This is a genomic window from Bacillus sp. SJZ110 (assembly GCF_006715455.1).
GTDB classification, from domain to species: Bacteria; Bacillota; Bacilli; order Bacillales; family Bacillaceae; genus Bacillus; species Bacillus subtilis.
Genome location: NZ_VFNF01000001.1, coordinates 307,150 through 320,707 on the forward strand (window position 1 = coordinate 307,150; position 13,558 = coordinate 320,707).

Consider the following 13,558-nt stretch of genomic DNA (forward strand, 5'->3'; position numbering starts at 1 on the left):
CCAACTCCTTACGAAACTTCCTTCATCCCTTGCAAGCCTTTCGGCGTCACTTTTCGTTCTGTCACGGCCAGCACATAATCAATGATAATAGCCAGAATTGTGACAGGCACGGCACCGCCAATGATATATTCAGGCTGGTATAGGTTCAGGCCGATAAAAATATAGTCCCCGAGGCCGCCTCCCCCGATAAACGACGCAAGTGTCGCCCAGCCAATTAGGTAGATCGTTGATGTGCGGATCCCCGCCATGATGATGGGAATCGCCAGCGGGATTTCAACGAGCCGAATCTGCTCCCAGCCGGTCATGCCAATTCCTTTCCCCGATTCCAGGAGGTTTTTATTTACACCTTTAATGCCGGTATACGTATTGCGCAGGATCGGCAGCACCGAATAGAAAAATAAAGCGACAATCGCAGGCACTTTTCCTACGCCGAGAAGCGGAATAAAAAAGGCTAAAATCGCCAGACTCGGCAGGGTTTGCACAATGTTTACGAAACCGATAACCGCACCTGCGCCTTTTTTCATTCTGGTAAGAGCAACGCCGAGCGGTACTGCAACGATAATGCCCAATACAACGGCTATGAGTGAAATATATAAATGCTCTCCTGTTTTATACAGCAGCTCTCCGCCGTTCGTTTGCAAAAAAGTCATCATTTGATTCATCTTAAAAGAGCTCCTCCCCTGGTCAGATCGTCATGAGCTGGTTTTCCTCGTCGCCCCAAATGGAATCGTATACGATATCAACGAGGCTCGCTCTTGTCACAATCCCTGCTAAATGGTTCTGTTCATCGACCACCGGAACATACTTGATCCCCTGCTTCAAAATTTTTCGGACTGTATCGCGAAGAAGCGCCCCTTTTTGAACGGTATATATATCTGAACGGTATACATCGCCAACGATGCTCGCTTTTTTGCGGTTTTGATCAATCATTTCCACATCAACATAGCCCTTCAGCACGTTTTGCCGGTCCACAACGAGCAGCGAGTCAACACGTTTTTCTCTCATCAGCTGAATCGCCTGAGAAAGCGTTTTGTCCGCAGATACCGTCACCGGCGTTCTGTTCATCATTTGCTCTACCCGCTCGATATCCGGTCTTGACTGAATCAGGCGCTCTTTCCCGATAAATTCTTCAACAAACTCATTTGCCGGGTTTCGAAGAATCTCATCAGGTGTGCCGACTTGAACGATTTCTCCCGCTTTTAATATCACAATCCTGTCAGCAAGCTTAATCGCTTCATCCATATCGTGGGTTACAAACACAATCGTTTTGTTTAAGGTTCTCTGCAGTTTTTTGAATTCTTCCTGAAGGGAATCACGCGTAATCGGATCAAGCGCTCCGAACGGTTCATCCATTAAAATGAGAGGGGGTTCCGCTGCCAGGGCGCGCAGCACGCCGATTCTCTGCTGCTGTCCGCCGCTGAGCTCATGCGGATAACGGTCTAAATACTCTGGGCCCATATCCACAAGCTTTAACAGCTCGCGCGCCCGTTCTTTCCGTTTTTCCTCAGGCCATTTCAGCAGCTTTGGTACGAGTGAGATGTTCTGCTGGATGGTCATATGGGGGAACAAACCAATCTGCTGAATCACATAGCCGATTTTTCTTCTCAGCTCAACCGGGTCCTGTTCCATAATATTTTCTCCGTCGATAAAAATCCTTCCAGACGATGGTTCTATCAGTCTGTTGATCATCTTCATCGTCGTCGTTTTTCCACAGCCGCTCGGGCCGATAAAACAGATAAATTCACCTTTGGCAATATCTAAATCAATGCTGTTCACAGCTTTTTTGCCGCCTTTATATACTTTTGACACTTGTTCCAATTTCAGCAATCCGTGCACCTCCGCAGGTTTCCTTTAAATTTTCTGAAAAGTATAATCCTTATTATAGTTTGAACTTTGTAAAATAAAAAGTTTACAATGTGTTGAAATTATATGTTATTTATAGATTATTTATTGTTATGACCGAGACGGAAAGGGTGTTCTTACAATTACGCCGGATACCTCCCACTTCCTCTGCATTCAGCTATTTTCAACACCAGGAAGAAATATGATATATTGACACCATCAATTTCCATTTGAAGGGATGATCAGCTGTGAAAAAAACCGCTCTCGACATCATTGAACATGCTGAAGAGCATCTCATTGAGAAGATTGCCGAAAATATGCATACGTTTGGAATGCCTTCAACTGTCGGACGTGTGCTCGGAATTATTTATATGAATCGAAAACCGATGACCTTAAGCGAGCTCTCTGAGGCAACCGGCATGAGCAAAACACGGATGAGCCAGGTTGTCCGGGAAATGATCGATGCCAATATCGCCGAAAAGGTGTTTGAAAAAGGCGTACGAAAAGACCTTTATGACGTCGAGCAGGATTATTATCAAACCTTCATTTCTTTATTTGCTGCGAATTGGACAAAGGTCGTGAGCAAAAACAAAGTGCTGTATAAAAAATTAAACCGGGAGCTGAGTGATCTTTTACAAAGGGACGGGCTTACCCCGGAAGCGGAAGAGAAAGTCAATCAGCTGCTGAGTGAATTAAAAGAATGGCTTCATTACTATGATTGGCTGAGCAGGTTGATTGAATTTTTTGAGAGTGAGGAAGTCTTTCGGTATGTGCCGAAAACAAAAGAAAGCAGCTCTCTAAAATAAGAGAGCTGCTTTTTTCATCATGAGGTTAAGACCGGAAACAGGCCTTTCAGCCCGGCACCAATCATCCCGACCGCAACCACGGCTAAGATTAATCCCATCAGTCTGGTAATCACATTCATCTCGGTTTTTCCGAGTTTGCTGCTGATAAAAGCAGAATAGTGGAAAAAGAGAAAGGTCAGGGCAATAACGGCGGCTATGCCGATTATGACAGCCACATAATGACCAATACCGCTATGCCCAGCGGAAAGGCTCATTACTGTTGCAATCGTTCCAGGCCCAGCAATGATCGGAATGGATAAAGGTGTGACAGATATATCCGCTTTTTCCTTGCTTTCCTTATGTTCATCATGGTGAAGAGATTGCACGTGTGATTCTTTCGCGTTCAATAGATTATAGGCAATGCCGAAAATGAATATGCCGCCCGCCACTCGGAGCGCGTGAATGTTGATATCAAACAGTTTAAAGATAAGATGGCCGAAAATCAAAAAAGCCGCGAGAATAAAAAAGGATAAAATAGCTGCCTTCCGGGCAATCGCTTTTCTTTCCGCTGCAGTATAGCCTTCTGTCAGCGTCAGAAATATCGGTACGTTTCCGATCGGATTCGATACTGCGAATAAAGAAATGAAGACGTGAACGATGAATGAGAACATCATATACCTCCTTGTTGATAGTCTCTGCACAGGAAATAGAATTATTCTCCACCCTTTTACCCGGAGGCGATTTCCCGGTAAACCTTTATAGCCTGTCAGAAACGCGCCATGCTACAATGAAGTGACAAATTGAATAGGAAGGACGTATGCAGATGTTCAAAAAAATTGCGGCAGATGCCTTGGGCTTATCTGATATCGGAAAAATTATCGAACCTCAGGACTATGACAAAACAGACGCAGATGATTATGTCATGCATGAAGATAATGAGAAAATTTATTTCTTGATTAAAACAAAAGCAGACGAGTATTGCTTTACGAACCTGGCCCTGATCCATGTAGACGGCGAACGCGCCACTTCCTCGAAACGAACGTTGAAACGCTATCCTTATTCGCAATATAAAATCTCTGACGTTTTTCTTGAAACTGCCGGAAAAGTGGATTTGGATGTTGAAATTAAGTTCAAGCTGGGCGGAGAACAATTCGACATTGATGTCCACAAAGATCAGATTGAAAAATTAAAAGACCTTTATAAAGCTCTTCTCCGCATCGCTGAAACAACCTATGAAAATGACATTTTAATCAATCAAGCGGAGCAAAGCTTAGATAAAGCAGTGACGATTCTTCACCATACCCGCCCTGAGCACGTCAATATTGAAACGCAATATAAAGAACTGACCGAATTCGGATTCACTTGGCTGACATCCGTTCGCTCGCAGTATCATATCAAGGATTTTGGGGATGTATTTGAGAAATATATGAATAACTAGATAAAAAAGACACAGCTGCTATCGGGCTCGTGTCTTTTTTTTGTATGAATATTGATTACTTTACAACTTTTTTCTTTTATAATAAAACTATTAGTCTATTTTCCCTATATTACAGGTAAAGGAGTTATTTTATGTATTGTCCTCAATGCGGCCATCAAACAGATGGCGGAAATTTTTGTGAGAAATGCGGATCACCGCTCCCCGGTCAATCAGGCCACCAGCATCCAGCTCAAACTGGAGCCGCTGCAAAGCAAGCAGCAAAACAGTTCGGTTCATTTGTCTTATCCGTCCTGAAACGCCCTTATCAGGAATGTAAAGCAACAGGCGGAGAGCAGTTGATCAGCGCGGTGATTACGCTGGTTCTTTTCAGTTTGCTGACCCCTTTGATGTTTTATATTCTTTTTTCAGACGGTCCCGGAAGCGTAAGCTTTACAGCAATCTTTTTAGAGCCAACCATTTATTTTATTTTATTTCTATTTGGCCTGCATGCATGCATCTTTTTCGCCCTGAAAATCGCGGGAAACCAAGTATCTTTCAAGGATTCATTCTCAAGATTCGGAGCGTTTCTCATACCGTTTACGGCTATTTTGATTCTTGCCCTTTTCTTCTTTTTATTACATACAGACATTTGCTTTACCATATTAGCCGTTGGTTTAATCGGTGCATTCTTCGCCATTCCTCCTGCGATGCTGGGCAGTTACCAGCATTCATATAAAGGGAAAATTGATGTCATTTACTCAACGATTGTGATTTATCTGATCATCTGCGTTACATTTCAGCTTATTATCGAACACTATGTCAAAGAAATTTTCCGTTATATGCTCTTTTAAAAACAACCCCATCACCTGCTGGTGATGGGGTTGTTTTATTGAATAGACGTTAAGTAAATTCTTCCGTTCTTCACTACGCCGGTGTAGGTCCAGTTATATGTTCTGAGCTTTGGACTGCCGCCTGATTTTGTGATTTCGAATTCTTCGTATGTTTTAATTGTGATATTCGAGCCGCTTTGACTAAAGCTTTTGACCTCTACATCAATAAATACTTCAGTCGTCCCCTCGCTATACAATTTCTTAACTAGTTTCTGCTGATCAGCATATAATGTGCTTCCTTTTTCCAAATTACCTTCCATCACTGCAAATTCATTTAAACTCACAGCGGTTGATTGATTTGTCAGGTAATCAACCATAAATGATGTCACTTGCTCTTTTGTAAGTGTGTCAGAATTAACTTTGGACTCATTTGATGACGCCCAAGCGGAAGTGTATATTTTAGGATTTTCATTTTTTAGAGTTTTTATATGGTCTCCTATGGAATCAGAAGTGGTCTCCGCACTCTCAAGCTTCCATTCTTTTTGTGTTTTATCATACGACAAATAATAACGATAAGCTGTATGTTCTTGTTTCATCTCAGGTTCTGTATAATCATCAAAATAAGCTGATTCGTGAAGTTCATTTCCGTTCACTGAAACAATCCATTGTCCCTTGTCACTTTGTGAAATAGCAAATGAATCAAGATCGTAATCTGTTTCTATATATTTATCCTTATAATACATATGATCGCTCTTCATCTCTGAAATTTGTTTTTTCGTTTGAGCTTTAACATCGGATACAGCTTTTGTCATCTGTTCGGTTTTCCCATTGGAAAAGGCAGCCGTGTATTGCTCAGTCGCCTTATTAATGGTTTCTATGATGTTTTCTTTTGTTTCTTTATCGGGAACTAATCTCATCTTCATGTCGCTACCTGTAATTGGCATTGCATCAGTCATTTGCTTTCCCCATGGAAAGTCAGTTTTCACAGTCGCCGTCATACTGCCATCAGTCAAAAGAGGGCCGTATGTAAAAGTTTTGAATGGATCTTTATGAATCGACTTGCCGTTAATCAGCAAATCTCCCTTCCCGCTCTTAATGTCATCCGCTAAGCTGAATGTCACATCGTCTGCTTCCAATGAGAGATCAACACGAAAGCTGCTATCGCCAACCGCCTGAATGTCTTCCTTTTTCACAAGATCGACGACATCGTTTTTCAGTTTGGCTGAGACTGTATATTCGCCGGGAATGTACGGACCGAGGGTTTGTGCTTGATCTGCTTTCTTTACAGATCCGGCTTCCTCTTTATTGACATATAGATCGGTATTTTTATAATTGCTGCTCACTTCAAAATAAACAGGTGCTACTTTTAAGTCGTAATGGTCAAATACCAGCAGGCTTTTCCCGTCTTTTTCCGCATATACGATATCCTTCTGGGCTGTTTCATTACGCAGCGATGCAAAAAGTTCATCTTTTTTGTCTGGATGATCCTTCAAATATGTAAGAAACGGTTTTACATTATTTTTAGTGAGCTTAAGCTTGTCATTTACCGGTGTAAGCAGAGTCGCGATTTGGTCCTGATCCTCATCATTTACGGCCTGTTCAAACTTGTCGACTAACCTATCCTTTGAAGTAAAATACGCTCCGGTTTTATATGCGGCGAATAATATAACGCACGCCGCGGCAATGCTGCTCCATAAAATGATGGTTTTCTTAGGGATCCGTTTTCGCGGAGCCTGTCTCGTTTCAGCAGTGCTTGCTGTTTCTTGATTCGCCTGTTTGCTGCCCTCTCCGATCGGGGTGCCGCATTGTTTACAAAACTTGGCTCCATCATTATTCTGGGAGCCGCAATTCTTACAAAAAAACATGACTTTCCTCCTATTCTACTAATTTGATAACATTTACTGCTTTTCATATTTTATAATAAAACAGAATGAAATTGGGAACGAATGAAAAAATTAAATGTCTTTCAGACTAAAAAAGGTGGTACGAATATGCAAAAGCTCAGGATTGAATTAGGAGAAGAAACAAATGACGAATTATATGATCTATTGCTGCTCGCCGATCCATCGAAAGACATTGTAGATGAATATCTTGAGAGGGGAGAATGTTACACAGCTTGGGCCGATGATGAGCTTGCAGGTGTTTATGTATTGCTAAAAACAAGGCCGCAAACAGTTGAAATTGTAAATATTGCGGTAAAAGAATCTCTTCAGAAGAAAGGCTTTGGCAAACAGCTTGTACTTGACGCCATCGAAAAAGCGAAGGAGCTAGGGGCGGACACGATTGAAATCGGCACGGGGAATTCCAGCATTCATCAGCTTTCCCTCTATCAAAAATGCGGATTCCGCATTCAGGCGATCGACCACGATTTCTTTGTCAGACATTATGATGAGGACATTTTTGAAAACGGGATTCAATGCCGCGATATGGTGAGGCTTTATTTGGATCTTTGAAAGCATAAAAAAGCCGCCGAGAAAATCTCGGCGGTCTTTTTATTACTTGTTTAAGTTGTAGAAAGAGTTGATACCGTGGTATTGAGCAGTTTCAGCCAGCTGATCTTCGATGCGAAGAAGCTGGTTGTATTTCGCAACACGGTCCGTACGAGACGGAGCACCTGTTTTGATTTGTCCTGCGTTTGTTGCCACAGCGATGTCAGCGATTGTGCTGTCTTCAGTTTCACCAGAACGGTGAGAGATAACAGCTGTGTAGCCTGCGCGTTTCGCCATTTCGATCGCATCGAATGTTTCAGTCAATGTACCGATTTGGTTTACTTTGATCAGGATAGAGTTGCCTACGCCGTTTTTAATACCTTCAGAAAGTTTTTTCGTGTTTGTAACGAAGAGGTCGTCACCAACAAGCTGAACTTTTTTGCCAAGACGCTCAGTAAGAAGCTTGTGGCCTTCCCAGTCGTTTTCGTCAAGACCGTCTTCGATAGAGATGATTGGGTATTTAGAAACAAGCTCTTCATACCAGTCAACCATTTCAGCAGATGTTTTCACAACGCCTTCGCCAGACAGATGGTATTTGCCGTCTTCTTTGTTGTAGAACTCAGAAGATGCAGCATCCATAGCAAGTTTAACTTCTTCGCCAGGTTTGAAGCCGGCTTTTTCGATTGCTTCAACGATTGTTTGAAGCGCTTCTTCGTTAGAACCAAGGTTTGGAGCGAATCCGCCTTCGTCACCTACAGCAGTGTTTAAGCCTTTTGCGCTTAATACTGATTTCAGGCTGTGGAAGATTTGAGCGCCCATGCGAAGTGCTTCACGGAAGTTAGGAGCACCTACAGGCATGATCATGAATTCTTGAATATCCACGTTGTTATCAGCATGCTCTCCGCCGTTTACGATGTTCATCATCGGTACAGGAAGCGTTTTTGAGTTGAATCCTCCAAGGTATTGGTAAAGAGGAATCTGTAAGAAATCAGCAGCAGCACGCGCACAAGCCATAGATACGCCAAGGATTGCGTTCGCACCAAGTTTGCCTTTGTTTTCAGTACCGTCAAGCTCGATTAAAAGCTGATCGATTGCGTTTTGTTCAGTTACATCAAAGCCAAGAAGCTCTGGAGCAATGATTTCGTTTACGTTGTTAACAGCTGTTAACACGCCTTTTCCAAGGTAACGGTCTTTGTCGCCGTCACGCAGCTCAACCGCTTCGTATTCACCTGTAGAAGCTCCGCTTGGCACTAATGCGCGTCCGAAAGCTCCTGTTTCTGTATATACTTCAACTTCAACTGTTGGGTTGCCGCGGGAGTCTAATACTTCGCGTGCATAAACATCAACAATGTATGGCATGAGTTTTGTCTCTCCTTTTGATTTTCAAATTATTTTTGAATTAAAGATGTTCCTGTCATTTCTTTCGGTTTTTCAACACCAAGAAGGTCTAATAACGTTGGTGCAAGGTCGCCTAGGATTCCGCCTTCACGCAGCGTAATGCCTTCTTTCGTTACAATCACAGGGACTGGGTTTGTTGTATGCGCAGTGTGCGGTTCGCCTGATTCTGTAATCAGAATGTCAGCATTACCGTGATCAGCGGTAATGATGGCATGTCCGCCTTTAGCAAGAATCGCGTCAACGACTTCGCCCAAGCATTCGTCCACTGCTTCAATTGCTTTAATTGTTGGTTCAACCATTCCGGAGTGGCCGACCATATCAGGGTTTGCGAAGTTAAGAATGATCGCGTCATGCTTGTCAGCTTCAATTTCTTTGACAAGCGCGTCTTTCACTTCATACGCACTCATCTCAGGCTTCAAGTCATACGTTGCAACTTTAGGCGAGTTGATGAGAATACGCTCTTCACCCGGGAATTCAGCTTCACGGCCGCCGCTCATAAAGAACGTGACGTGCGGATACTTTTCAGTTTCTGCAATTCGAAGCTGTTTTAACCCGTGCTGAGATAATACTTCTCCGACTGTGTTATCAAGATTTATCGGTTTAAACGCTACATAGCCGTCAACTGTTTCACTGAAGTGAGTCAGGCAGACGAAATACAGGTTCTTTGGATAATTCTCGCCGCGGTCGAAGTCACGGAAGTCTTTGTTTGTGAACGTGTTGGAAATCTGGATGGCGCGGTCCGGTCTGAAATTATAGAAAATCACAGAATCGCCATCTTGGATTTTCGCAACAGGCTCACCGTTTTCTTTTGTGATGACAGATGGAATCACGAATTCATCGTAGATACCATTTGCATATGAATCATCAACAACATCCAGGGCGCTACGGTAAGATGGGCCTTCGCCGTACGCCATTGCGCGGTACGCTTTTTCTACACGGTCCCAGCGTTTGTCGCGGTCCATAGAGTAGTAACGTCCGGAAATGCTGGCGATTTCACCTACACCGATTTCCTTGATTTGATCGTTCAACTGGTTGATGTACGTTTTCGCTGTCTGCGGACCTACATCACGGCCGTCAAGGAAGCCATGGATATAAACCTTTGTCAGCCCTTCTTTTTTCGCAAGCTTTAACAGTGCGAATAAATGATTGATATGGCTATGCACGCCTCCGTCAGATAAAAGACCGAACAGGTGCAAGGCTTTGTTGTTTTCTTTCGCGTTGCTGATCGCGTCAAGGAATGTTTGATTGCGTTCGAACTCTCCTTCGCGAATGGCAACATTTACGCGTGTTAAGCTTTGGTACACAATACGTCCCGCACCGATATTTAAGTGACCTACCTCGGAGTTCCCCATTTGCCCTTCAGGAAGACCTACAGCCTCGCCTGAAGCAGTCAATGTTTGATGAGGATACTGGTTCCAATAGCGGTCAAAATTCGGTTTTTTCGCTAAAGCGACTGCGTTCCCTACTGTTTCGTTACGTAATCCGAACCCATCAAGAATGATGAGTGCAGCTGGTTTTTTACTCATATTGACCTTCCTCCAATAATTGAACGAATGACTGTGGCTCAAGGCTCGCGCCGCCGACCAAAGCACCGTCAATATCGGACTCTGCCATATATTCTTTAATGTTTGCAGGCTTTACGCTTCCGCCATATTGGATGCGAAGCTTGTCTGCAGCTTCTTGGCTGAAGCTTTCAGCGACGGTTTTACGGATATGCGCACACACGTCATTCGCATCTTTCGCTGTAGAAGATTTGCCTGTTCCGATTGCCCAGATTGGCTCATACGCAATAACAGAAGCAGCAACTTGTTCTTCAGAAAGACCAGCAAGGCCTTTTTTCACTTGGTCAGCAACAAGATCATTTGTTTTGCCGGCTTCACGCTCTTCAAGCGTTTCACCTACACAGATGATCGGCACAATGCCGTGTTTGAAAGCTGCGTGTGCTTTTTTGTTAACTGTTTCATCAGTTTCAGCGAACATTTCACGGCGCTCAGAGTGGCCGATGACGCAGTAGTCAACGCCAAGATCTTTCAGAGCAACCGGGCTGATTTCGCCTGTGAACGCGCCGCTTTCTTCGAAGTGCATGTTTTGAGCGCCGACTTTTAGGTCAGTGCCTTTCACAGCAGAAGCAAGCTTTTCTAAGAAAAGTGCTGGCGCGCAAACAACAGCTTCAGCTTTGTCTGCTGCTGGAATGGAAGATTTCACTTCTTCAACGAAGCTGACAGCTTCGCCAAGTGTTTTGTTCATTTTCCAGTTACCGGCGATAATTGGTTTTCTCATCTGTTCCACTTCCTTATAGCAGTTTTGAGATTATTTATCGTTCAGTGCAGCTACCCCTGGAAGCTCTTTGCCTTCCATAAACTCAAGGGATGCGCCGCCGCCTGTTGAGATGTGGCTCATTTTGTCAGCAAGGCCGAATTTTTCAACCGCTGCCGCAGAGTCTCCTCCGCCGATGACAGAGTATGTATCTTTCGCCTCTGCCAATGCTTCCGCAACCGCTTTTGTTCCTTGAGCGAACAAGTCGATTTCGAATACGCCCATTGGTCCGTTCCACACGACAAGTTTGCTGTTTTTGATGACGTCAGCATACGTTTCGCGTGTTTTCGTACCAATGTCGATTGCTTCTAAATCACTAGGGATTTCAGAGATCGGCACAATTTTTACGTTTGCATCGTTAGAGAAATCATCTGCAACGAGTACATCTTCAGGCATGTAGAAGTTAACGCCTTTTTCTTTAGCGCGGTCCATAAATGATTTCGCAAGCTCGATTTTATCCTCTTCAAGAAGAGATTTACCGACTTCATAGCCAAGCGCTTTTACGAAAGTATAAGCAAGACCTCCGCCGATGATCAGGTTGTCTACTTTATCAAGAAGACTTTCGATTACACCGATTTTGTCTTTTACTTTCGCTCCTCCGATGATCGCTGTGAATGGGCGGTCAGGATTGGAAACCGCTTTTCCAAGTACATCAAGCTCTTTTTCCATTAAGAAACCTGCAACTGCTGGCAGATGCTCGGCAATTCCAGCTGTAGATGCGTGAGCACGGTGGGCAGCACCGAATGCGTCATTTACATATACATCTGCAAGCTCAGCAAATGCTTTTGCAAGCTCAGGATCATTTTTCTCTTCACCAGGATAGAAACGTACGTTTTCCAATACAAGAACGTCTCCGTCCTTCATCTCGGAAATTTGTGCTTTTACAGCATCGCCGTATGCTTCATCCGCTTTTTTCACTTCTTTGCCAAGCAGTTCGCCGAGACGTGCAGCGACAGGAGTTAAACGAAGCTCCTCAACCACTTCGCCTTTCGGGCGGCCTAAGTGGCTCGCAAGAAGGACTTTTGCGCCTTGGTCTGCAAGGTGTTTGATTGTTGGAAGCGCAGCACGGATACGTGTATCGTCTGTTACTTCCCCGTCTTTCATTGGAACGTTAAAGTCAACGCGGCAGAATACAACTTTGCCTTTTACGTCGATGTCTTTGAGAGTTTTTTTATTCATGCCTAGGAGATCCTCCTTCAAAATGGTTTGCATACAGCACGAAAAACGTGAAACCGTCTGTTCAAGCGATAACTCCGCTAGGGCAGATCGCAGTCTTTTTCGGCACAGGGCAGTTCGTCTAAAAGCCAGGGCAGCGGCCTTAGGCGAAAGCGCCGGCAAAGCTGCTTAAAACGCGGTCGTTTCTCTATCACAGAGCGTTTTCTGAAAGCCGGTCTTCATGGAAAAAGGGAAAGGGAGTCCGTCCCCTTCCCTTGTCCGCTTTCATTATAGCGCTTCTATTCAAAAGAACCAAGTCAGGTCCTTTTTCAGCTATAAATTAAAGACCTTTTTTTGCGATGTAAGCTGCAAGGTCAACAACGCGGTTAGAGTAGCCGCTTTCGTTATCGTACCAAGAGATTACTTTTACCATGCTGCCTTCCATAACCATTGTAGAAAGAGCATCGATTGTAGAAGAGTTTTTGTTTCCGTTGTAGTCGCCAGAAACTAATGGCTCTTCGCTGTAGCCAAGGATTCCTTTAAGGTCGCCTTCAGCCGCTTCTTTAAGAGCTGCGTTTACTTCTTCAACTGTTACTTCTTGGTTCAGTTCAGCAACCAAGTCAACTAGAGAAACGTTTGGAGTTGGAACACGCATTGCTCCACCGTTCAGTTTGCCTTTTAGTTCAGGAAGAACTAGAGAAACTGCTTTAGCAGCACCAGTTGATGTAGGGATGATGTTTTCAGCTGCTGCACGCGCACGACGGTAGTCTTTGTGCGGAAGATCAAGGATTTGCTGATCGTTTGTGTAAGAGTGAACAGTTGTCATCATACCGCGTTTGATGCCGAATTTATCGTTAAGTACTTTTGCAAACGGCGCAAGGCAGTTTGTTGTGCAAGATGCGTTAGAGATAACATCGTGGTTAGCCGCATCGTATTTATCTTCGTTAACACCCATAACGATTGTGATATCTTCTTCGTTAGCAGGAGCAGAGATGATTACTTTTTTCGCGCCAGCTTCTAAGTGTTTCGCAGCGTCTGCGCGTTTTGTGAAGAAACCAGTAGATTCAACTACGATTTCAACGCCTTGTTTGCCCCAGCTAAGTTTAGCAGGATCGCGTTCTGCAGAAACTTCAATTGTTTTGCCGTTAACAACAAGGTTGTTACCGTCAACTGAAACTTCAGCGTCTAATTTTCCGTGTACAGAATCATATTGTAAAAGGTGAGCTAGCATGTTAGCATCTGTTAAATCGTTAACCGCTACTACCTCAACTTCAGGATTGTTTAATGCTGCGCGGAATACGTTACGTCCAATACGACCAAAACCGTTAATACCGACTTTTACTGCCATGATTGTTTCCTCCTTTAAATAAGTGAGAGATATTTATA

General features: G+C 43.8%; 13 protein-coding genes. 4 read left to right on the forward strand and 9 right to left on the reverse strand.

Features of this window, described 5'->3' with window-relative positions:
- Nucleotides 1–8 precede the first annotated feature (8 nt).
- Both opuCB and opuCA read right to left on the reverse strand, forming a co-directional pair.
- Nucleotides 9–662, reverse strand: coding sequence for a glycine betaine/carnitine/choline/choline sulfate ABC transporter permease OpuCB (gene opuCB / locus FB592_RS01580; protein WP_003228349.1), 654 nt, complete (start codon nucleotides 660–662; stop codon nucleotides 9–11).
- Between the two features lie 22 nt (nucleotides 663–684).
- On the reverse strand, nucleotides 685–1,827 hold the full coding sequence (opuCA, locus tag FB592_RS01585) for an osmoprotectant ABC transporter ATP-binding protein OpuCA (RefSeq protein WP_003243370.1): 1,143 nt from the start codon (nucleotides 1,825–1,827) through the stop codon (nucleotides 685–687).
- Nucleotides 1,828–2,090: 263 nt separating this feature from the next.
- Between opuCA and opcR the strand changes: the two genes are divergently transcribed.
- Nucleotides 2,091–2,648 carry an opuC operon transcriptional regulator OpcR gene (opcR, locus tag FB592_RS01590; protein WP_069322908.1) on the forward strand — a complete coding sequence of 186 codons (558 nt, stop codon included), beginning with the start codon at nucleotides 2,091–2,093 and terminating at the stop codon, nucleotides 2,646–2,648.
- 17 nt (nucleotides 2,649–2,665) lie between these two features.
- On the opposite strand, the gene FB592_RS01595 is transcribed toward opcR, so the two are convergent.
- Entirely contained in the window at nucleotides 2,666–3,301 is a 636-nt protein-coding gene (locus tag FB592_RS01595; RefSeq protein WP_141949176.1) for an NAAT family transporter, read from the reverse strand.
- 149 nt (nucleotides 3,302–3,450) lie between these two features.
- Between FB592_RS01595 and FB592_RS01600 the strand changes: the two genes are divergently transcribed.
- Entirely contained in the window at nucleotides 3,451–4,065 is a 615-nt protein-coding gene (locus FB592_RS01600; RefSeq protein WP_003228342.1) for a PH domain-containing protein, read from the forward strand.
- A gap of 131 nt (nucleotides 4,066–4,196) precedes the next feature.
- Nucleotides 4,197–4,895 carry a zinc ribbon domain-containing protein gene (locus FB592_RS01605; protein WP_038829386.1) on the forward strand — a complete coding sequence of 233 codons (699 nt, stop codon included), beginning with the start codon at nucleotides 4,197–4,199 and terminating at the stop codon, nucleotides 4,893–4,895.
- A 35-nt stretch (nucleotides 4,896–4,930) separates the two neighbouring features.
- On the opposite strand, the gene FB592_RS01610 is transcribed toward FB592_RS01605, so the two are convergent.
- Entirely contained in the window at nucleotides 4,931–6,739 is a 1,809-nt protein-coding gene (locus FB592_RS01610) for a zinc ribbon domain-containing protein (RefSeq protein ID WP_141949177.1), read from the reverse strand.
- Between the two features lie 126 nt (nucleotides 6,740–6,865).
- Here FB592_RS01610 and FB592_RS01615 point away from each other — a divergent pair, with 126 nt between their 5' ends.
- Complete coding sequence (locus FB592_RS01615; RefSeq protein WP_141949178.1) at nucleotides 6,866–7,327, forward strand: GNAT family N-acetyltransferase; 462 nt, start codon at nucleotides 6,866–6,868, stop codon at nucleotides 7,325–7,327.
- Between the two features lie 42 nt (nucleotides 7,328–7,369).
- Here FB592_RS01615 and eno read toward each other — a convergent pair whose 3' ends face one another.
- The 5 genes from eno to gap form a co-directional block, all read right to left on the reverse strand.
- Nucleotides 7,370–8,662, reverse strand: a complete 1,293-nt coding sequence (gene eno / locus FB592_RS01620; protein WP_003228333.1) for a phosphopyruvate hydratase — start codon at nucleotides 8,660–8,662, stop codon at nucleotides 7,370–7,372.
- Between the two features lie 29 nt (nucleotides 8,663–8,691).
- Nucleotides 8,692–10,227, reverse strand: a complete 1,536-nt coding sequence (gpmI, locus tag FB592_RS01625) for a 2,3-bisphosphoglycerate-independent phosphoglycerate mutase (RefSeq protein ID WP_003228330.1) — start codon at nucleotides 10,225–10,227, stop codon at nucleotides 8,692–8,694.
- Nucleotides 10,220–10,981: a triose-phosphate isomerase gene (gene tpiA, locus FB592_RS01630; protein ID WP_003243394.1), complete on the reverse strand. Its 762-nt coding sequence runs from the start codon at nucleotides 10,979–10,981 to the stop codon at nucleotides 10,220–10,222. The genes gpmI and tpiA overlap by 8 nt, the downstream gene beginning before the upstream one ends.
- A gap of 30 nt (nucleotides 10,982–11,011) precedes the next feature.
- A complete protein-coding gene (locus FB592_RS01635) occupies nucleotides 11,012–12,196 on the reverse strand; it encodes a phosphoglycerate kinase (RefSeq protein WP_003243051.1) in 1,185 nt (394 codons plus the stop codon).
- A 316-nt stretch (nucleotides 12,197–12,512) separates the two neighbouring features.
- Entirely contained in the window at nucleotides 12,513–13,520 is a 1,008-nt protein-coding gene (gene gap / locus FB592_RS01640; RefSeq protein ID WP_041054814.1) for a type I glyceraldehyde-3-phosphate dehydrogenase, read from the reverse strand.
- Nucleotides 13,521–13,558: the final 38 nt, after the last annotated feature.